Origin of the sequence: Marinobacter lacisalsi (assembly GCF_042651045.1) — a bacterium.
GTDB classification, from domain to species: Bacteria; Pseudomonadota; Gammaproteobacteria; order Pseudomonadales; family Oleiphilaceae; genus Marinobacter; species Marinobacter lacisalsi.
Genome location: NZ_JBHSDI010000001.1, coordinates 130,063 through 148,767, shown reverse-complemented (window position 1 = coordinate 148,767; position 18,705 = coordinate 130,063). Strand labels below are relative to the sequence as shown.

17 protein-coding genes are annotated in these 18,705 nt (G+C 62.1%); 11 read left to right on the top strand and 6 right to left on the bottom strand.

What is annotated here, in order from left to right; translation table 11 throughout:
- Positions 1 to 11 precede the first annotated feature (11 nt).
- Positions 12 to 986 (top strand): AraC family transcriptional regulator, encoded by a 975-nt coding sequence (locus ACFOZ5_RS00680; RefSeq protein ID WP_379884747.1) that lies wholly within the window; start codon positions 12 to 14, stop codon positions 984 to 986.
- Positions 987 to 1,161: 175 nt separating this feature from the next.
- Here ACFOZ5_RS00680 and ACFOZ5_RS00675 read toward each other — a convergent pair whose 3' ends face one another.
- Positions 1,162 to 1,530, bottom strand: a complete 369-nt coding sequence (locus ACFOZ5_RS00675) for a DUF6746 family protein (protein WP_379884745.1) — start codon at positions 1,528 to 1,530, stop codon at positions 1,162 to 1,164.
- 148 nt (positions 1,531 to 1,678) lie between these two features.
- Between ACFOZ5_RS00675 and ACFOZ5_RS00670 the strand changes: the two genes are divergently transcribed.
- Positions 1,679 to 2,488, top strand: a complete 810-nt coding sequence (locus ACFOZ5_RS00670; RefSeq protein ID WP_379884743.1) for an ATP-grasp domain-containing protein — start codon at positions 1,679 to 1,681, stop codon at positions 2,486 to 2,488.
- 3 nt (positions 2,489 to 2,491) lie between these two features.
- Here the strand turns inward: ACFOZ5_RS00670 and ACFOZ5_RS00665 are convergent, their stop codons facing one another.
- Complete coding sequence (locus ACFOZ5_RS00665) at positions 2,492 to 2,704, bottom strand: YjfB family protein (RefSeq protein WP_379884741.1); 213 nt, start codon at positions 2,702 to 2,704, stop codon at positions 2,492 to 2,494.
- 260 nt (positions 2,705 to 2,964) lie between these two features.
- Between ACFOZ5_RS00665 and ACFOZ5_RS00660 the strand changes: the two genes are divergently transcribed.
- Positions 2,965 to 4,140: a type III PLP-dependent enzyme gene (locus ACFOZ5_RS00660; RefSeq protein WP_379884740.1), complete on the top strand. Its 1,176-nt coding sequence runs from the start codon at positions 2,965 to 2,967 to the stop codon at positions 4,138 to 4,140.
- Positions 4,141 to 4,329: 189 nt separating this feature from the next.
- On the top strand, positions 4,330 to 5,934 hold the full coding sequence (locus ACFOZ5_RS00655; protein ID WP_379884738.1) for a Na/Pi cotransporter family protein: 1,605 nt from the start codon (positions 4,330 to 4,332) through the stop codon (positions 5,932 to 5,934).
- Position 5,935: 1 nt separating this feature from the next.
- On the opposite strand, the gene ACFOZ5_RS00650 is transcribed toward ACFOZ5_RS00655, so the two are convergent.
- The 4 genes from ACFOZ5_RS00650 to ACFOZ5_RS00635 form a co-directional block, all read right to left on the bottom strand.
- Positions 5,936 to 7,135 carry an MFS transporter gene (locus ACFOZ5_RS00650; RefSeq protein WP_379884736.1) on the bottom strand — a complete coding sequence of 400 codons (1,200 nt, stop codon included), beginning with the start codon at positions 7,133 to 7,135 and terminating at the stop codon, positions 5,936 to 5,938.
- Between the two features lie 24 nt (positions 7,136 to 7,159).
- The gene (locus ACFOZ5_RS00645) at positions 7,160 to 7,555 is read right to left on the bottom strand and encodes an ectoine synthase (RefSeq protein ID WP_379884734.1); all 396 of its coding nucleotides are present in this window, start codon (positions 7,553 to 7,555) and stop codon (positions 7,160 to 7,162) included.
- 74 nt (positions 7,556 to 7,629) lie between these two features.
- Complete coding sequence (locus tag ACFOZ5_RS00640; protein WP_379884732.1) at positions 7,630 to 9,090, bottom strand: GTPase/DUF3482 domain-containing protein; 1,461 nt, start codon at positions 9,088 to 9,090, stop codon at positions 7,630 to 7,632.
- The gene (locus ACFOZ5_RS00635; RefSeq protein WP_379884730.1) at positions 9,077 to 10,453 is read right to left on the bottom strand and encodes a DUF2868 domain-containing protein; all 1,377 of its coding nucleotides are present in this window, start codon (positions 10,451 to 10,453) and stop codon (positions 9,077 to 9,079) included. The genes ACFOZ5_RS00640 and ACFOZ5_RS00635 overlap by 14 nt, the downstream gene beginning before the upstream one ends.
- Positions 10,454 to 10,497: 44 nt before the next feature.
- Between ACFOZ5_RS00635 and ACFOZ5_RS00630 the strand changes: the two genes are divergently transcribed.
- The 7 genes from ACFOZ5_RS00630 to ACFOZ5_RS00600 all read left to right on the top strand — a co-directional run bounded on the left by ACFOZ5_RS00630 (position 10,498) and on the right by ACFOZ5_RS00600 (position 18,540).
- The gene (locus tag ACFOZ5_RS00630; RefSeq protein ID WP_379884728.1) at positions 10,498 to 10,857 is read left to right on the top strand and encodes a DUF6164 family protein; all 360 of its coding nucleotides are present in this window, start codon (positions 10,498 to 10,500) and stop codon (positions 10,855 to 10,857) included.
- A 22-nt stretch (positions 10,858 to 10,879) separates the two neighbouring features.
- Entirely contained in the window at positions 10,880 to 12,313 is a 1,434-nt protein-coding gene (locus tag ACFOZ5_RS00625; protein ID WP_379884727.1) for a sigma-54 interaction domain-containing protein, read from the top strand.
- Between the two features lie 290 nt (positions 12,314 to 12,603).
- Positions 12,604 to 13,680: a TRAP transporter substrate-binding protein gene (locus ACFOZ5_RS00620; protein ID WP_379884726.1), complete on the top strand. Its 1,077-nt coding sequence runs from the start codon at positions 12,604 to 12,606 to the stop codon at positions 13,678 to 13,680.
- Between the two features lie 77 nt (positions 13,681 to 13,757).
- A complete protein-coding gene (locus ACFOZ5_RS00615; protein ID WP_379884724.1) occupies positions 13,758 to 14,360 on the top strand; it encodes a TRAP transporter small permease subunit in 603 nt (200 codons plus the stop codon).
- On the top strand, positions 14,360 to 15,730 hold the full coding sequence (locus ACFOZ5_RS00610; protein ID WP_379884722.1) for a TRAP transporter large permease: 1,371 nt from the start codon (positions 14,360 to 14,362) through the stop codon (positions 15,728 to 15,730). The genes ACFOZ5_RS00615 and ACFOZ5_RS00610 overlap by 1 nt, the downstream gene beginning before the upstream one ends.
- Positions 15,731 to 15,764: 34 nt before the next feature.
- On the top strand, positions 15,765 to 16,544 hold the full coding sequence (locus tag ACFOZ5_RS00605) for a 3-hydroxybutyrate dehydrogenase (RefSeq protein WP_379884720.1): 780 nt from the start codon (positions 15,765 to 15,767) through the stop codon (positions 16,542 to 16,544).
- 13 nt (positions 16,545 to 16,557) lie between these two features.
- Positions 16,558 to 18,540, top strand: a complete 1,983-nt coding sequence (locus tag ACFOZ5_RS00600; protein ID WP_379884718.1) for an acetoacetate--CoA ligase — start codon at positions 16,558 to 16,560, stop codon at positions 18,538 to 18,540.
- Positions 18,541 to 18,705: the final 165 nt, after the last annotated feature.

Sequence of the window (18,705 nt, the reverse complement as noted above, 5' to 3'; positions counted from 1 at the left end):
CAATTCGGGCCATGATCGGAAGCTCACCCAGTGTAACCCACCTCTACGCCCAGGCGATCCTGCAGGCGGCCCGGCGCCGCGGCATGGTGTTGCCTGAGTCTGTTACCTGTGAGGTGGTACCAGGTCAACGGGTGCCGCTGGCGGTGCAGGATCAGCTGTGGGACGAGTACTGCCGCGCTTCGGGGGAGCCATTGGCCGGGCTGGAAATTGGTCTGGCCCTGCAGATCGGCCATCTCGACAGCGCCGGCATGCTGCTGGTCAGCTGCGATACCCTGCGAGAGGGTCTGGAAGCGCTGGTGGAATATGCTCCGGTGGTGGGTGATGGCGGCGAGTTTTCTATCTCTGAGGACGCTGATCGCATCCGCCTCTGTTACCAACCGGGCTATCGGGTTCGTGTGGCCGAAAGGGTCGAGGCGGTGATGGCGTCGCTGGTGCGGCTGACGGGCTGGGCCACGGGTGACGCTTTCCGGCCGGAGGCACTGCTGCTGGCCCATGCGCCCCTGGCTGATGAAGCTGCCTATCGACAGTCCCTTGATATGCCGTTGGCGTTCAACGCTGGCCGAAACTGCCTGCAACTGCCGCGGGATCAGGGTGACCTGCCGTTGATCCAGGCCAATAGCGCCCTTCGGGATCATCTGCGGCAGCTGGCGGACCACACGCTTGAGTCTCTTGGTCACCAGAGTCTGAGTCGTCAGGTAAGCACTCTGGTGAGGGAGCATCCGGGGTGGGGCAAGGAGCGTGTGGCGTCCGAACTGGCGGTCAGCGGTCGTCATCTGAACCGGCTGCTGGCGGATGAGGGGCTGTCGTTCAAGGTGTTGCGGGAGCGGGAGTTGCACCGGCTGGCGGTGGATCTGTTGCGGTCCGGGCAGACGGTGGTCTCGGTCAGTGGGCGCCTCGGGTTTTCTGAAGAAGCCGCTTTTGCTCGGGCTTTCCGGCGATGGGAAGGAGTGAGTCCTTCTCGTTTTCGTTCAGGTGCTTCGGGTTAACATCGCTTTTTGATTGGGTTTGATTGCTGTGTTGGGTGCCTGCACGCAGGTGCTGGACGGTCTTTTTGCCGCCGCAATTCACGGCCCAGGGACGGGCCGTGAATTGCGGCGAAGAAAGCCCCCCTCACCCCGCCGCCAGACTCCACAACAATCAGGCTACGTAACCAGCTATCAGTTAGTCCACCAGCTGCCGGGACTTCTCAATATAAGCGGCACCGTGCTCAGCCACAGTCTCCCCATCAGCACTCTCGGAAGCCAGATGAACCTCCTCCAGAGTCTCGGCCAGGTTATCGAGCTCTTGGTTCATTTTTGCGATAGCGTCTTCCAGTGTGTACGTCAGCTGGTGAACCTCGTTCATGGCCTCCGGTGTCAGTTCACCTGCCAGGACGGCTTCAAGTTTGTGGTTGTATTCCGAAAAATTGGCCACGGCTTCAGAAAGCGTATCGGATGCCTTGCCTTCAAAGTGCTCAACGTCGGTGGCAAGCGCCAGGCCAGAGAATGCAAGGGTGGCGGTCAGGGCAGTGCATTGAAGTATTGATTTCATCAGTGTCTCCTCTTAATAAGTGATAATCATTATCACCTGTATTATTGTCGCATTAAATGATTTGAATCAAACTTCCGCACAATTCTCTTGCCAGCGACGCGGTTGTGCATAAAATGCTCACTTTCCTCTCTGAGTGCCCCTGACGCCCATGCACCTGGTCTCGTTCGATATCTTCCGTACCCTCGGTTTTCCCGACACCTCAGTTCTCAAGCCCGAGCAGATGCTGCAGCACAAACCGTTGCTACGAGAAGCCGACTGGGTGCTGTTCCCGGAATACTGGCAACTCAATACCCTGCTCTACGGCCTGAAGTGCCGGGTGTTTCCCAGTGAGGCCAGTTATCGGATCGGCCACGACAAGGTGGAGATGACCCGTGCCTTCCAGGCCGTGGCGCCGGAGCATACGCCGTGGACCCTGATCGAAGCGAACGGGCCGGAAGAGCGGGAGCGGCTATGGACCGCCATGCCCTCGCCTTTTGTGGCCAAGTTGCCCAAGGCATCTCAGGGGGAAGGCGTCTGGCTGATCGAAACCAGACAGGACTGGCTGCGGTATTGCGAGCGTACGCCGGTGCTTTACGTACAGGAATATCTGCCCATCGACCGGGATGTGCGTGTGGTGATTGTGGGCGACCGGGTGGTGACCGCTTACTGGCGGACGCAGGCGGAGCAGGGTTTCTATAACAATGTGGCCCGGGGCGGCAGGATCGATACCGGGCCGGTGCCCGCTGTGGTGATGGAGCTTGCACTCCGGCTGGCCCGTGAGCTTGGGGTGGATCATGCCGGGTTTGATATCGCGATGGTGGAAGGCTACCCCTACGTGCTGGAATTCAACCGGCTTTTCGGCAACCAGGGACTGGGCCAGGGCTCTGAGCTGAAGGATGCCATTCTTGGTTACCTGCAAAGCAGGACAGCGCCGAAGGATCCGGAGGGGCCTGCACCGTTGTGGCCGGTGGCCGTGTGACGGTCAGGCCTTCACGTCAATAGTGGTTCCCACCCGATCGGCGGGGTTGGCACTTGCCGTTGGCACCGCAGTATCAGTCACGCTCTCCAGCAACTGCATGGCGCCTTGCTGTTGCATGTCCATTGCCTGCTTCATCACCTGAATCTGCGCCTGTTCGCTGACCCGTTGCTGGCTCATCTGGGTACTCGCTGCAGCCATGGAGGCAACGTCGGACATAACAACTCCCATTGGTTGATTTCTGACCACTTTAGCAGTCAGGAATAATCGTGAAAAGACGGGGTGGCACCCCGGTTTCAAACCCTTACAAATATCTTCTTCACCGGGAGATTCCGAGGGCCTGGTGGCACCTTTGGTTATGGGTATTTCTGCTCATTTCCGGCTCTCGAGAAAAGCCCGATGATCGCGCCAATTCCGGGGGACAGCCACGTTGTCGCCTTTTTTATTGCCCGCATACCCTGTGGAGGGAAACACCACCCATGACCGAACTCGCCAACGCCAACATCGCCGATTACTACAGCGCCGACACCTTCAAGCGCATCAAGGAATTTTCCGACACCAGGGAAACGCCCTTCGTGGTGATCGATACTCAGACCATCGATCGTCAGTACGATGAGCTGGTGGAAGGTTTTCCCTATGCAAAGGTGTATTACGCGGTAAAGGCGAACCCGGCGGTGGAGGTGTTGACCATGCTGCGGGACAAGGGCGCCAACTTTGACATCGCCTCGGTGTACGAGCTTGAAAAGGTAATGGGCCTTGGTGTGTCAGCCGACCGGATCAGTTACGGCAATACCATCAAGAAGGCCAGGGATGTCCGTACTTTCTACGAGAAGGGCGTACGTCTGTTTGCCACTGATTCAGAGGCCGACCTGCGCAATATTGCCAAGGCGGCGCCGGGGTCGAAGGTATATGTACGCATTCTGACCGAAGGTACGCTGACGGCTGACTGGCCGCTGTCCCGCAAGTTTGGCTGTCAGACCGACATGGCCATGGATCTGCTGATCCTGGCCCGTGACCTGGGCCTGGTGCCCTATGGCGTATCGTTCCACGTGGGTTCCCAGCAGCGGGAAATCGGTGCCTGGGACGCGGCCCTTGGTAAGGTGAAGGTGATCTTCGAGCGCCTGAAGGAAGAAGACGGCATTGAGCTGAAGATGATTAACATGGGCGGCGGCTTCCCGGCCAACTATATTACCCGCACCAACGAGCTGGCGGTGTACGCGGAGGAAATTGCCCGCTTCCTGCAGGAGGATTTTGGCGATGACCTGCCCGAAATCATTATTGAGCCGGGTCGCTCGCTGATTTCCAACGCGGGTGTGCTGGTGAGCGAGGTGGTGCTGATTGCCCGCAAGTCGCGGACGGCCCTGCATCGCTGGGTGTTCACGGATGTGGGCAAGTTCGGTGGTCTGATCGAGACCCTGGACGAGTCCATCAAGTTTCCGATCTGGACCGAGAAGACCGGCGAAGGCGAGGACTGTGTGATCGCAGGTCCCACCTGTGATAGTGCCGACATCATGTACGAGCACCACAAGTACCCGCTGCCACTGAACCTGGCTATCGGGGACCGGATGTACTGGTTGTCCACCGGGGCCTATACTACGACCTACAGTGCGGTGGAATTCAACGGTTTTCCTCCGCTGAAAGACTATTACATCTGAGGCCAATGCGGGCCAACCCCCAGGCTCGGGAAGCCGTGGGATGGGGGTGGGTTTCTGTAGGGAACAATTGTCTGAGCGAAGCGAGTTTTTTGTTTCCGGAAGAAATCTGCCCCCATCCCGCGGCTTTTCACCCAAGGTAAGACAGCTCGTTAAGTCGTGCCTTGGTGTGTCGGACACGGAGTCCCATACTTGAGTTTTTCCATTCTGATTCAGGCCGCCGGCGGCCTGGCCCTGTTCCTGCTCGCCATGGGCATGATGACTGATGGCCTGAAAACGTTTGCCGGCGCGGGCCTCAAACGTCTGCTGGAACGCTGGACCGACCGGCCCCTGCGGGGCGTCGCTTCCGGTGCCCTGATCACCGGCGTAGTGCAGTCATCAAGCGCAGTGACGGTAGCCACCATTGGCTTCGTCAATGCCGGTATGCTGACACTGACGCAGGCTATCGCTGTGGTTTTCGGCGCCAATGTAGGCACCACGGTGACCAGCTGGCTGGTGGCTCTGGTGGGCAGTGGCTTCAAGATCAGTGCTATGGCGCTGCCCATTCTCACGGTTGGTGTGATCCTGCGTATTGCCGGTTCTGGCGGTCGCTGGGCCTCGCTGGGGGAAGCCCTGGCGGGGTTTGGCCTGTTCTTCCTCGGGCTGGATCTGCTCAAGGAGTCCCTGGGCGGCTTTGCCGGTGGCTTCAGTGCAAGTGTTGGGGAAGGCGGTGGCGACCACTGGGCCATGTATCTGGGTATCGGCTTTCTGATTACCCTGCTGACCCAGTCGTCATCCGCTACCCTGGCCATTGTTCTTACCGCCGCCGGTACCGGCGTGATTGGTATAGAGGCTGGAGCGGCGGGGGTTATTGGCGCCAGCCTGGGTACCACCTCGACGGCGGCGATAGCCGTGCTTAATGCCACTGCCAACGCCCGCCGGTTGGCGCTGGCCCATATCCTGTTCAACCTGGTGGCCGGAGCCGTTGCGCTGACATTGCTGCCCCTGGTTCTGTTTCTGGCGGGGGCACTGACCAGCTGGCTGAACCTGGAGGGCAGCCCGGCCATCCTGCTGGCCGCTTTCCACACCCTGTTCAAGCTGATCGGCATCGCCCTGCTGCTGCCGCTGATACCCTGGCTGGCCAGGCAGCTGGATCGTTTCTTTCGCAGTGCCGAGGAGGATCTGTCCCGGCCCCGTTATCTCGACAAGACGGTGGCGACCACACCGGAACTGGCTGTGGAGGCCCTGGCCCAGGAGCTGGAACGGATGCAGGAGCTAGTGACCGGTCTGGTACACGCGGCCCTGACGCGGGAGGGCATGACCGAAGCTGCCGGAGCCCGGCAGGTTGCAGCCGTTGAAGAGCTTTACCATGCCGTTACCCGCTTCGCTGCGACAACCCGATCCGGAAAGATGTCCCCGGAGATGGTGGATGAGCTTACGGTGGCCGTCCGATCTGCCCGTTATCTTGCGGAAGTGGCGGAGCAGGTGAGCAGCATTATTCGCCTGCGCCAGAGTCGGCGTACGCTGCCGGAGCAGACGGTGCGAACGCTGCTTGACCGCTATTTGGACTGGATTAATCAGCTACTCACGGCGGAAGAGTCGGGCGGTGATCTTGTGGACGAAACCGGAGCACTTTATCAAAAACTCAAGGCCGCCGTGCTGCATGCCATTGTGGACGGCGAGCTGGATGAAGACCGCGGGCAGGTCATTCTGGATGACCTAAGCGCCCTGAGGCGCATGCTGGACCAGGGCCTGAAAGCCAAAGCGGCGATTGGAAGGCCGGATGTGAAGCAGACAGTGCTGCCGGCGGAAGACTGAGTCACGTCTTGGCGTCTGCCCGGGCGGGTGCCAGGTCAAGGGTACGAATCAGCGGCAGCACCAGCAGGCTGTAGCCGATCATCACCATAATGCTGTGGCGAACATCACCGGTCACATCGGACACGGCGCCGCCGAGCATCGGTACGGTAAAAGCGACTGTGTACCCCACCAGAAAGGTGCCGGCAGAGAGTCGGCCGGCGCCCCCAGCTGCGGCCACGAGGGGCGGCAACGCCACCAGCAGGATCAGCAGAATGCCGGCCACAAAACTCATCAGGGTGGCACTGGCAATGGCCCACCAGCCTTCCAGCGCTATAGCGCCAATGGTACCCAGAACACTGATAACCGCCATAACGGCGATAAGATCCCGGCGACCCACCCACTGCCGGGCGGTTTTGAGCATCAGCAGCGAGGCAAAGACCTGGGCGATGTTGTAGCAGAACAGCGCCTGGGACAGCTTGTCGAAGTGACCGGTCTGGGCCAGCAGGTTGCCCATGTAGGCGTTGAGCCCGAAAAACATGGACGCCGACAGGCCCAGCAGCAGCCCCAGCTTAAGGGTCAGCGGATTTGACCAGTCCGGAAGCCAGGCAGCCCGTTTCGTGGGCCGCGCCAGATCCCGCTTTGGCAGGAACAGCGCCCCGGCTACGGCGAGGGCCGGCAACGACCAGGCCAGCAGGGTCAGGCGCCAGCTGCCATCCAGCAAGGGAACCAGCAGCGGCAGGGTGACCCCGGCCCCGATGAACTCCCCCATCAGCATGCCGTTCATGTAGACGGCTGTGCCCATTGCCACATGGTATGGTTGCAGCCATCGTGGCAGCAGCGCCGGCAATGCCGGCTGCATCATGGCGATGCCCAGCCCCATCACGGCGCTGGCGATGAGCAGGGTAATGATTTCCGGGGCCAGGCCACGGGCGGCAGAGCCCAGAGCCATGATTGCCATGGCAAGCACCAGCGTATTGCGGGGCCCCAGGCGGGAGATGGACAGGGAACCGGGCATGGCGCCGATGGCCAGCATCAGGATCGGCAGGGTAGTGAGGGCGCCGGTCAGGGTCTGGTTGAGCCCCAGGTCGGAACTGATGAATGGCGCCAGCGGTGGTGCCACCAGGATAGGTACCCGCAGGTAAAGCCCTGCCAGCCATAGCAAAACCGCCACCGGCAGCAGTGCGGCTGGCGGTGGCGGGGCGTTCGTGGTGGTATTCGTCACCAGTGAGACAGGTCCTCGTCCGGATCAGTCGTCGCTGGTATCGGCGATGTAGGCGCCGTCTTCGTCGTGGACTTCCTGACCGGTTACCGGCGGATTGAATGCGCAGATCAGGCGCATGTCCTCGGTGCCACCATACAGGGTGTGCTTGTCGTGATTATCGAGGGCGTAGAGGGTGCCGTCGGTAATCTCATGCACTTCTCCCGTGGCCAGATCCTTGATTCGACCATTGCCCGCGACACAGTACACCGCCTCCAGGTGGTTCTTGTACCAGAAGGTATGCTCTGAGCCAGCCTTGATAATGGTTTCATGGAAGGAAAACCCCATGCGGTCCTTTTTCAGTAGCAGCCGGCGACTGGTCCACTGCTTGTCGCTGACTTCACGCTCGGTACCAATGATGTCCTGTACTCGTACGATTTTCATGGGTGTACCTCATGTTGGTTGGCCAGAATCGGCTGAAACAGCCTTACAGTATAAACATTAGAGCTTCTGCGTGTTCAACCGTAACCGGCTTCTGTCACCCGCCAGTGGCGGTAATTGTCCATCGATGCATGGATGGCTGACTCCAGTGCCTGCTGGTCGTCGGGGCCCAGTTTACGGCCCTTGCGCAGCGTGCCCAGGGCCTGCTGGATAGCCTTTCTGCGGGGGCTGTCCAGCTGCTCAAGCCAGTGACTGTCGGAGGGTGGCAGCTCCAGCGGCTCGCGCCCGGCGTGGTTGCGTTCGCTGATATGCCACCAGTGATCCACAGCCCTTCCCAATACAATATAGCCGAATTGCAGGTCCTGCACCGGGCCGAAGGTGGCCGTCTGCAGTTCCCCGGTGTCCCTGAGCGGCCCCAGTCGCATTGCCTGCACTGCCAGCCGGCCACCGTAGAAGTAACTGCCGGCGGCACCGATGAGGCCACCAATCAGTGCCCCCGCACCCAGGGAGTGGCCCAGGGTCAGGGCGTCGATGCCAACGCCGCCAACCGCACCGGCGCCGAAGCCTGCGGTGGCCAGGTAGCGTCGGCTCACCGCCCAGGCCTGGCGGGTGCTTTCGCTGAACAGGTCATGGTCGTGATGCCAGCTCAGTTCCGCTTCCTGGCGGGCAATCCGGTGATGTTGATACAGGCTTTCGATATCCCGTCGCAGGCGTTGTTCCCGCTGGCGCTGGTGTTGATACCACTGCTCCCGCAAGCGTGCCTCCAGTGCTTCACGGCTATCGCTACCGGGGGTGGGCAGCGATTTGGGCAGGGTACGGCTTTCCTGGTGCCGCATCATGTCGGTCAGGGCCCCGGCAATCAGTCGGGCCGATTGCCACTGGCGGTCGTCCCGCTGCCGGTTCAGGTAATGGGTGGCGTCCTCCAGGGGGCGCTCCCAGTCCGGGCGAAGCTGGCCGAAGGCCTTGAGCAGGCTCAGATGTTGTTCGAACGGGGCATGAACGGCATCAAAACTGCGGACAACCTGAAAGAACTGGCCCAGGGCAGACTGCCAGTTGGTAGTGTGGTCGTCGGGGCCGATGCGGTTGATCAGCGCCAGGCTGGGCTGCCCCGACCAGCGCAGGATGGTCATTTCTGCTTCCTGCTCGGCGGTGTAGGGCACCGAACCATCCACCACGTAGATGATACCCGCGCCGTTGATGATCGGTGTCAGCAGTTCACATTCGTCCCGGAATTTCGGGTTGTCGCGGTGCTGATGGACGAACGCCGCCACCGTGTCCGGCCTGTCGGAAGCGGACAGGCTGTGGGCTTCCAGCCATTCCAGGACGCGGCGTGGGCGTTGGAAGCCCGGGGTGTCCACCAGGGTGTACAGGGTGCGGCCATCCACGGTCAGCGGATAGGTCTGGCTCTCACGGGTGGTACCCGGCTCCAGGGCAATGGCAATGCGATCATTCTGGGACAGCGTTGCCACCACGCTGGATTTGCCCCGGTTGGGGTGGCCCACCACCGCAAATACCGGCGCCTGCTCAGTGCCCGTCATGGTTATGCTCCCCGTGGTCTTTGGCGGCAATGCGTATGCCCTGGCCGGCCCTGTTGGCAAATCGAAGCCATTGCGCCAGCTGCAGGTAAGAAGGCCGTTGCGCCGGGGCCGTGGCCAGGGGCAGCAGGGTCAGGGTAATACCCGGAAGCTGTGTTGCCGCGTCCTCAAGGAAATCCTCCAGCTCGGCGGTGGGCGGCTCCCAGGCGCGGGTCAGTACCAGCAGCTCGCGGTCGCGCGGTTCCCGGCGCCCCGCCAGTGCTTCAAGGGCGTTGCGGTCTGCCTGCAGGCTCTGGCTGCCCCCGGCGTGAACCGGCACTGAGCCGGGGGTGGGCAGGGCACTCTCCGGCGATGCCCCGGCCCAGCAGACCACCAGGGGGGTATGGGGGACCGGCACCGTATCGGCGGCAGTATCCGCTGGCAACTGACCGCTGTCCGGGGTATCACTGCCGGTCTCCACGGCGGGGGTTTCCATGCGCCAGAGCAGTGCCGTGTACCCTGGATGGTGGTGCAGTGCCCGGCGGCTCTTGCGGCGAAGGTCCACCGTGGCCAGAATCAGTAACAGCAGCCTTGGAGCAACGGTCCAGGTGAGCCAGGCCATGGCGACGAAGGGCCACCAGGCGCCCCAGCGGGCGGAATCGGTGCCGGCGGAAGCGTTCTCCAGCCGGAAAAAACGCGTGTCCGCGACCAGCTCCAGGGAGGGCGTTGCCACCGGCAGCCAGGCTGACCAGGGGGCGGCCACCCAGGACACAATGCGATGCCAGCCCTCGGCCGAGGTCTCCAGGGTGGTGCTCCAGCCGAAGGCGAGGTCCTGCAGTACCACCGAGGTCAGTAGCGTCATCAGCCCGGCGACGCCAAAGGCAAGACCGGCTGCCTGGGCGGTGCGTGCCATCATCGGACTGAACAACGGCAACAGCGCTGAAGACGGTTGCCGTTTTTCCAGACGATGTTGCAGGCTGTGCATCAACGGTGCCCATGGTTGCCATCCGGCCAACCCCTGGATCGCGGTGAACAGGGCCAGTACCAGTTGCAGCAAAATAACCCCGAGGATGACGGTGATATTGATCTGCTGGCCGCCGTCATAGAACAGCAGCCCGGACATGGTGACGATGCCCAGCAGTGCGCCCAGGCTGATGAATGCGCCGGCAAAGCGTTGCCAGGAGCGTAGCTCCGGCGGATAGCTGGAAGCGGTGGTGTCGTTAAGTGCCTGCAGCTGGGTCAGCCAATGGTGGATATCCGGCGTGTGGCCTTCATCCCGGTCCAGGGCGTAACGGCGATCGCGGCGGTGCAGGAAGGCCGGCGACTGCTGCTGGTCGCGCTGGTATTGACGATCGAAGGCCAGCAGGGTCTCAAGGTGGCCGGGCATGCAGTATCCTTGTGTTGTAAATATCCGCCACGAGAGTGTAACCGATGCCCCACCACTTGATGAATCTGCGCCATGTACCGGACGACGAGGCGGACGAAATCCGCGCCCTGTTTGATGAGCACGAGGTGAGCTACTACGAGACGCCACCGTCCTTCTGGGGTATCAGCATGGGGGGCTTCTGGGTGCATGATGCGACCGAGGCGGAGCGGGCCAAGGCGCTTTTGCGGGAGTACCAGGCTGGGCGCCAGGCCAGTCAGCGCCAGGTCTGGGAGGAAGAGCTGCGAGCGGGTAAGGGGGTCAGTATCTGGCACCAGTTCCTGCGCAAGCCGGTCACCGTGGTGGCGGCGGTTCTGGCGTTGGTGTTTATACTCGGCGTTTCCCTGTACCCATTCCTGAAGCTGTGAGCGATAACGGATGAGGAACCCCATGCCACACTCCTATCGGCCCACCGGTATCCCGGGCCTGACCCGAGAGATGATTGACGCTTTGATGGCGATGTTCGAAAAAGCCAGTGCGGGCGCAATTGCCGTCGACCGAGAGTCGCGGATTACCTGGATCAACGACAGCTATTGCCGGTTGCTGGGGGTGCGTGAGGTCGATGTTATTGGCAGGCCTGTGCGACGGATCATTCCTCACACCCGCATGCCTGAGGTGGTGGCCAGCGGTGACCCGCTACTGCTGGATATCATGGAGCACGACGGTCAGCAGCTGGTGGTAACACGCTTGCCCTATTTCGATGAGGGCGGAGTGGTGACCGGCGCCATTGCCTGCATCCTGTACGATGATTTACAACCGCTCACTCCGCTGGTGGCCAGATACCGCCGCCTGCACCAGGACCTCCAGGCCGCCCGCAAGGCCCTGGCCAGGCACGCCCGGGGCACCCGCTACAGCCTGTCGGACTTTATCGGTGCCAGTCCCGCCGCCCTGGAAGTGAAACGCAAGGCCCGGCTGGCGGCAGGGCGGGAGATGCCGGTACTGCTCCAGGGTGAGACCGGCACTGGCAAGGAGGTGCTGGCCCAGGCTGTCCATGCCGCCTCTACCCGGGCGGAGCGCCCATTTGTGGCGGTGAATGTGGCGGCCATTCCGGAAAACCTGCTGGAGGCCGAGTTCTTCGGTGTGGCTGCGGGTGCCTATACCGGCGCTGGCAAAAACCGGGACGGTCGCTTTCAGCTGGCCCATGGCGGCACGTTATTCCTCGACGAAGTGGGCGACATGCCCCTTCCCCTGCAGGCCAAATTGCTGCGGGCGCTGCAGGAAGGGGAGGTGGAGTCGCTCGGGTCCAATCAGGTGCAGGCAGTGGACGTGCGGGTCATCGCAGCTACCAGCCGTGACCTTGGCCAGATGACCTCCGACGGAACCTTTCGCTCGGACCTTTACTATCGCCTGAACGTGATGGAAATTGCCGTGCCGCCCCTGAGGGACCGTCTGGCCGACCTGGGTATCCTGTGTGAAAGCCTGCTGGCTGATCTCTCCGACGGGCCTGGCCTGGGGGCGGAAATCACTGATGAGGCCCTGGCCCTGCTGGCCCGGCACCACTGGCCGGGTAATATCCGCGAGCTGCGTAATGTGCTGGAGCGGGCCCTGACACTGAATGAAAATGCCGAATCCCTGGACCACGAGGTACTGGCCCAGGTGCTGCCTGACCTCGAATTGCCGGCCGGCACCGCTCCCGGCGCTGCTGATGACCCTGAACCTGGCGTTCCCGGTCGTGGCCAGACCCTTGCCGCCGCCGTGGCCTCGGCGGAGCGGGCTGCCATCGAGTCGGCCCTGGCCGCCAGCCGCGGCAATCGCAGCCAGGCGGCCCGCCTGCTGGGCATTTCCCGCTCCGTGCTCTATCAGAAGCTTGACCGGTTGTCCTGATATCCGGACAGGTGTCCGGTTTTCGATACAGTTATTCTGCTTGTTGGGCGGAAACTGTCCTGATATCAGGACACTCTCATCCCCTGGCGGTTTTGGTCGCTATCCACTGCACTGATTACATTGGGAAAATCCTGCCCGGCACGGTTTCTGCTCATGACAGGCTGACTGCCAGCACAACCACCAACAACACTGGCGTTCCCCCATCCAACGGGATTACCCGTGTGTCCGGTTGTTCTGGCTGCATCAGACAGTCCTGTCGTGTGTACGACAAAAACAACAAGGAACCCGATATGTCTAACAAGACCTCCATGCCCCGCCTGGGGCTGGGCCTGGCTGCCGCCACAGCCCTCGCCCTGTCTGCCACGCCGGCGTCCGCGGAAAAGGTCCGTTGGCAGGTACCGCTGGCGTTTCCCTCTCATCTGGTGGGCCTGACCACGCCGGTCAAGCATCTGTCCGAGAACCTGAAGGCCATCTCGGGGGGCGATATCCAGTTCCGGTACTATGAGCCGGGCGAGCTGGTGCCGCCGTTCGAGATCATGGATGCGGTCAGCGAGGGCAAGTACCCCGCCGGCTACACCTGGGTCGGTTACGACCAGGGCACCATCCCCGCGCTGCCGCTGTACTCCGGTGCGCCGTTCAATATGGAGCCGCCGGCCTACCTGGCATGGTATTACGAGGGTGAAGGCCGAGAGCTGCTCGAGGAGATCTACGCCGAGCGCAACATTCACCCCATGCTGTGCAGCATCATCGGGCCGGAAGGCGCCGGCTGGTTCGCCGAATCCATCGATTCGCTCGAAGACTTCGATGGCCTGCGAATCCGCTTCGCGGGCATCGGTGGCAAGGTGCTTGAGGAGCTGGGCGCGTCGGTCACCATGATACCCGGCGGCGAGATCTACCAGGCCCTGGAGCGCCAGACTATCGATGCCACCGAGTTCTCCCAGCCGGCCATCGACAAGATGCTGGGGCTGGACCAGATCATCAAGAACTACATCATGCCGGGCTGGCACCAGACCCTCACCACGTCGCACCTGCTGGTGAACAAGGACGTGTGGGACGGACTTGAGCCCCAGACCCGCGCCCTGGTGGAGATGGGTTGCCAGGCCGCCACCCTCAAGGGCTTCGCCGAGAGCGAATACGCCCAGCCGACCGCACTTCGGGAGTACCAGGATGAGGGGGTAACCGCCCAGACCCTGCCGGAACCCGTCCTCAGGGAGCTGCAGAAAGTCACCAACAAGGTGCTGGATGACATCGCCGCCGAGGACGAAATGTTCAACCGGGTCCTCACCAGTCAGCGGGAATTCATGGAACACCACTCCATCTGGCACAGCAAGGGCTACCTGCCCCGGGATTTCTACCAGTACGACTGATCCCGCGCCACCGGCCGGACGGGCGCTCAACGCGCCCGTCCGCTTTTACCTGAACCTGTGAACTATCCGAGGTGGATGTGACGGACCCTGTAACTTTCAGCGCTCCGGCCAGCCCCGCTGCCCATCATAATGGCCTGCCCCATAACCGGTTTTCCCTGGCGCTCGATCGCATGATCCGTGCCATCGGCAGGGGGCTTTCGTGGTTGTGGCTGGCCATGCTGGTGGTGGTCCTGGTCAATGTATTCAGCCGTTTTGTGATGTCCCGGGGCTCCATTGCCCTTGAGGAGCTGTCCTGGCACCTCTTCGGTATCGCCATGATCATGACTCTGGCCTACGCCGTGGTGGAGGACGACCATGTGCGGGTGGACGTGCTGCGGGAAAAGTTTTCCCTGAAAGCCCGGGCGATTATCGAAGTTCTGGGCATCGCCCTGCTGGCCCTGCCGATTCTCGGTCTGATGATCGACGCCCTGGTGCCATACGCCTGGAAAGCCTTCGTACTGGATGAGCGCTCCCAGGCCCCCAGTGGCCTGCCATACCGGTTCATTTTCAAAAGCTTCCTGCCCCTGGGCCTCGCCCTGGTGTCGCTGGCGCTGTTCTCCCGGCTGACCCGGTGTACCAGCTTGCTGGCTGGCTTTCCCCGGGCGTTGCCTGCGGCCACGGAATCAGGGGAGGCACGGTGATGGGTCTGGAAGCCATCCTTGTTATCGCCATGTTCGCCTGCTTCATGATGCTGTTGCTGCTGGGTTTCCCGGTGGCCTGGTCACTGGCAGGTATTGGCCTGGTGTTCGCCGTGGTCGGCCACGTGCTGGTGGAATCCTTCAATGCGGACCTGTGGTTTACCTGGCCGGGCACCATTGGTGTGCTGGACGCCCGTATCTACGGCATTGTTGCCAATGAACTCATGGTGGCGCTGCCGCTGTTCATTTTCATGGGCATCATGCTGGACCGATCCGGCATCGCCGAAAAACTGATGCACAGCCTGGTGCGGGTGCTGGGTCCCCTGCGGGGAGGCTATGCCATTACCGTGGTCATCGTGGGCATCCTGCTGGCGGCGTCCACCGGTATAGTCGGTGCCTCGGTGGTATTGTTGGGCATGTTGTCCCTGGGGCCAATGATGCAGGCCAACTACAACAAGTCGCTGGCGGTGGGTACCGCCTGTTCGGTGGGTACCCTGGGTATCCTGGTGCCGCCAAGCATCATGCTGGTGCTGATGTCCGACCGCTTGGGCACATCGGACGCCTCCGTGGGCAAGCTGTTCATGGGGGCGCTGATTCCCGGTCTCATGCTGGGCCTGATGTATATCCTGTACATCGGCATTGCGGCCTGGCTCAGGCGAGACCTGGCCCCCGCGCCAAAGTACCACCAGAAGCTGGACCTGCGGGCGCTGCTGGATGTGTTCCTGTCGGTGGTTCCCCCCATGGCGCTGATTCTGGCGGTACTGGGCTCCATCTTCTTTGGTATCGCCACCACCACCGAAGCGTCCGCCGTGGGGGCTGCCGGTGCCATGCTGATGGCCCTGGTCAGCCGCCGGCTGGACATGACCGTGCTGAGGGAGGCCCTGTACCAGACCAGCCGCACCACCGCGTTCATCTTTGGTATCTTTATCGGTGCCACGGTGTTCGCAGCGGTGCTGCGGGGGCTCGGCGGCGACGACGTGATCCGGGATGCCATCACCGGCCTGCCCTTCGGCACCACCGGGGTCCTGCTCACGGTGCTGCTGATCACCTTCCTGCTGGGCTTCTTCCTGGACTGGGTGGAAATCACCCTGATCATCCTGCCACTGGTGGCGCCGGTGCTCTTTTCCCTGGGGGTGGAGCCGGTCTGGTTTGCGGTGCTGTTTGCCATCTGCCTGCAGACCTCTTTCCTGACGCCGCCGGTTGGCTTCTCCCTGTTCTATATCAAGGGGGTCTGCCCGCCCGAAATCACCACGAGGGACATCTACCTCGGGGTGCTGCCGTTTATCCTGCTGCAGTTGCTGGGCCTGGGACTGGTGTTCGCGTTTGAGCCCCTGGCCACGTGGCTGCCCAATGAGGTGTACGGTGGCAAGTAACCAATACGATCCGCACAGAAGAGGAGTTGCCGCAATGAGGCTGAAAGACCGAACCGCCCTGATCACCGGCGCCGGCCGGGGCATCGGCCGGGCGATTGCCGAACACTATGCCCGCGAGGGCGCCCGGGTGGCCGTTGCCGACCTGGATCCGGACACCGCCAATGACGTTGCCCGGGCCATACGTGAGGGTGGCGGTGAAGCCATGGCCCTGGCCATGGATGTTACCGACGAACAGGCTGTGGAGGATGGTTTCCAGGCGGTGGCGGACCAGTGGGGTGGTGTGGATATCGCGCTGGCCAACGCCGGCATCCAGCATATAGACCCCATCCACAAGCTGGCCTATGGTGACTGGCAGAAGGTGATCAATGTTCACCTCAATGGCGCCTTCCTGGTGACCCGGGCCGCCCTGGGGCAGATGTACGCCGGTGGTGGTGGCGCCATGCTGTATATGGGATCGGTGCACTCGGTGGAGGCATCGCCCCTCAAGTCCCCCTATGTAGCCGCAAAACACGGGCTGCTGGGGCTGTGCCGGACAGTCGCCAAGGAAGGGGCCGAGTACCGGGTGCGCAGTAATATCATCTGTCCGGGATTCGTACGCACACCGCTGGTTGAGAAACAGATCCCCGAACAGGCGAAGGAACTGGGCATTCCGGAGGAAGAGGTGATACGCAACGTGATGCTGAAGAACACCGTGGATGGACAGTTCACCACCGTCGAGGATGTCTCGGAGCTGGCTGTCCATCTCGCCGCCTTCCCGTCCGCCGCCCTCACGGGCCAGTCCATTGTCGTCAGCCATGGCTGGCACATGCAGTAATCAGGAGATACCGATGACTAACACAGAGCCGTCGCCGATTGTCTGGTCCCCTTCCCGGGAGACCCTGGAGGACTCCCGCATGGGCCGCTTCAGGGTCTGGCTGGAAGAGCAGGGTCTGGGGCCGTTCAAGGATTATCACGCCCTCCACCGCTGGTCGATCGACGACATGGAGGGCTTCTGGCAGGCAGTGTGGGATTATTGCGGCCTGGTCTGTGAGACGCCGGCGGAGCGGGTGCTGGGTAGCCGCGAAATGCCGGGGGCGCAATGGTTCCCCGGTATGCGGCTAAACTTCGCTGCCAACCTGTTAAGGCTCGCTGATGGCGATCATGCCAGCCGGGAAGCCGTTGTCGCCTGTTGCGAAACCCGGCCGGTGCTTCGTCGCACCTACGCTCAGCTGAAGGCGGATGCAGGCGCGCTGGAGGCCTTCCTGCGCAGCCAGGGGGTGCAACAGGGCGATCGGGTGGCCGGTATTGTCACTAACGGCTACGAGGCTGTCGTGGGTATGCTGGCGGCCACCAGCATGGGCGCCATCTGGAGCTCGGCTTCGCCGGATTTCGGTGTCGGCGCCATCAACGACCGCTTTGGCCAGATCGAGCCGGCAGCGGTGATTGCCGTCAACGGGTATGGCTACGGCGGCAAGGTGTTCCCGCGTCAGGAAGCGTTCCGGGAACTGATTGACCAGTTACCGTCGCTCAAGTGCGTGGTCAGCATTCCCCAGTTGCCGGAACAGGCTCCCATTCCCGGCGACAAGGTCACCACCTGGGATGACGCGATTGCGGCGGGAGCTGGCCAGCCGCCCTCCTTCACACCACTGCCGCCGGATCATCCGGTGTATATCCTGTATTCCTCCGGCACCACCGGTCAGCCCAAGTGTATTGTGCATGGCAGTGCCGGAATACTGGCCAAGCACGCCAGCGAGCTGATGCTCCACGGTGATGTGGGTCCGGATGACCGTTTCCTGTACTTCACCACCTGTGGCTGGATGATGTGGAACTGGCAGGTGTCCGCCCTGATGACCGGCGCTGCCGTGGTGACGGTGGACGGCTCCCCGGGGTATCCCGACCTGGACATGCTCTGGGAGACGGTGGCCCGGGAACGGGTCACCCACTTCGGTACCAGTGCCCGCTTCATCGCCGGTTGCCGCAAGGCGGAACTGAAACCGGCCCGGGACCTGGACCAGAGTCATCTGCGGGTGGTGTTCTCCACCGGCTCGCCGCTGCTGCCGGAAGACTACGACTGGGTCTATGGTGACGGCGCACCGCAGGTACTGTTGGGCTCCATTGCCGGCGGTACCGATATCTGTGGCAGCTTTGTCGGCGCCACGCCCCTGCTGCCAGTACGTCGGGGCGAAATCCAGTGCCGGCTGCTGGGAGTGGATGCGGTGGCTTACGGCGATGACGGCAAACCGGTGAGCGAGGGCCGTGGCGAACTGGTCTGCCGGCAGCCACTGCCGTCCATGCCGGTTGGCTTCTGGAACGATCCGGACGGTGAGCGGTACCGTAGTGCCTATTTCGAGACGTTTCCCGGGGTGTGGGCCCATGGCGATTTCATCGAGTTCACCGAGCATGGCGGCGCCATTATCTATGGCCGGTCCGACGCCACCCTGAACCCGGGCGGCGTGCGCATTGGTACGGCCGAGCTCTATCGTCAGGTGGAAACCGTTGCGGAAGTGGCCGACAGCCTGGTGGTGGGCCGACAGGTGGACGGCGACGTGGAAGTCGTGCTGCTGGTGGTGCCGGCGGCCGGCTGTGCACTGACCGACGCGCTGCAGCAACAGTTGCGCCAGCGGATTCGCGAGGGCGCCAGCCCGCGGCATGTGCCGAAGCACATTATCGCCGTGGCCGATATTCCCTACACCCGCAGTGGCAAGAAGGTGGAACTGGCAGTAGCGAGGCTGATCAATCGCTCCGCGAAGGCGGACAACCGGGATGCCCTGGCCAACCCCGAAGCGCTGGACACTATCCATGAGCGGCTGGTTCAGGAGGGCCTTATCTGACAATCGGGGCAGGGGTCTTATACTAAGATCGTAACCCAGAGATTAAAAAAAATGCTATCTTATGGCACTAATCCAAAGACCCTATTCAGTCATTGTTCCGTCAAGGGTTCACAAGACACTTGATGCCGATGGTGACCGTCCTGAATTCATCCATTATCCAGAGGA

Coding starts and splice junctions, on each gene's coding strand:
- ACFOZ5_RS00610 (WP_379884722.1), top strand. CDS start 14,360: ATGGGTCTGGAAGCCATCCTTGTTATCGCCATGTTCGCCTGCTTCATG.
- ACFOZ5_RS00620 (WP_379884726.1), top strand. CDS start 12,604: ATGTCTAACAAGACCTCCATGCCCCGCCTGGGGCTGGGCCTGGCTGCC.
- ACFOZ5_RS00645 (WP_379884734.1), bottom strand. CDS start 7,555: ATGAAAATCGTACGAGTACAGGACATCATTGGTACCGAGCGTGAAGTC.
- ACFOZ5_RS00605 (WP_379884720.1), top strand. CDS start 15,765: ATGAGGCTGAAAGACCGAACCGCCCTGATCACCGGCGCCGGCCGGGGC.
- ACFOZ5_RS00635 (WP_379884730.1), bottom strand. CDS start 10,453: ATGCCCGGCCACCTTGAGACCCTGCTGGCCTTCGATCGTCAATACCAG.
- ACFOZ5_RS00640 (WP_379884732.1), bottom strand. CDS start 9,090: ATGACGGGCACTGAGCAGGCGCCGGTATTTGCGGTGGTGGGCCACCCC.
- ACFOZ5_RS00675 (WP_379884745.1), bottom strand. CDS start 1,530: ATGAAATCAATACTTCAATGCACTGCCCTGACCGCCACCCTTGCATTC.
- ACFOZ5_RS00680 (WP_379884747.1), top strand. CDS start 12: ATGATCGGAAGCTCACCCAGTGTAACCCACCTCTACGCCCAGGCGATC.
- ACFOZ5_RS00600 (WP_379884718.1), top strand. CDS start 16,558: ATGACTAACACAGAGCCGTCGCCGATTGTCTGGTCCCCTTCCCGGGAG.
- ACFOZ5_RS00630 (WP_379884728.1), top strand. CDS start 10,498: ATGCCCCACCACTTGATGAATCTGCGCCATGTACCGGACGACGAGGCG.
- ACFOZ5_RS00670 (WP_379884743.1), top strand. CDS start 1,679: ATGCACCTGGTCTCGTTCGATATCTTCCGTACCCTCGGTTTTCCCGAC.
- ACFOZ5_RS00625 (WP_379884727.1), top strand. CDS start 10,880: ATGCCACACTCCTATCGGCCCACCGGTATCCCGGGCCTGACCCGAGAG.
- ACFOZ5_RS00665 (WP_379884741.1), bottom strand. CDS start 2,704: ATGTCCGACGTTGCCTCCATGGCTGCAGCGAGTACCCAGATGAGCCAG.
- ACFOZ5_RS00660 (WP_379884740.1), top strand. CDS start 2,965: ATGACCGAACTCGCCAACGCCAACATCGCCGATTACTACAGCGCCGAC.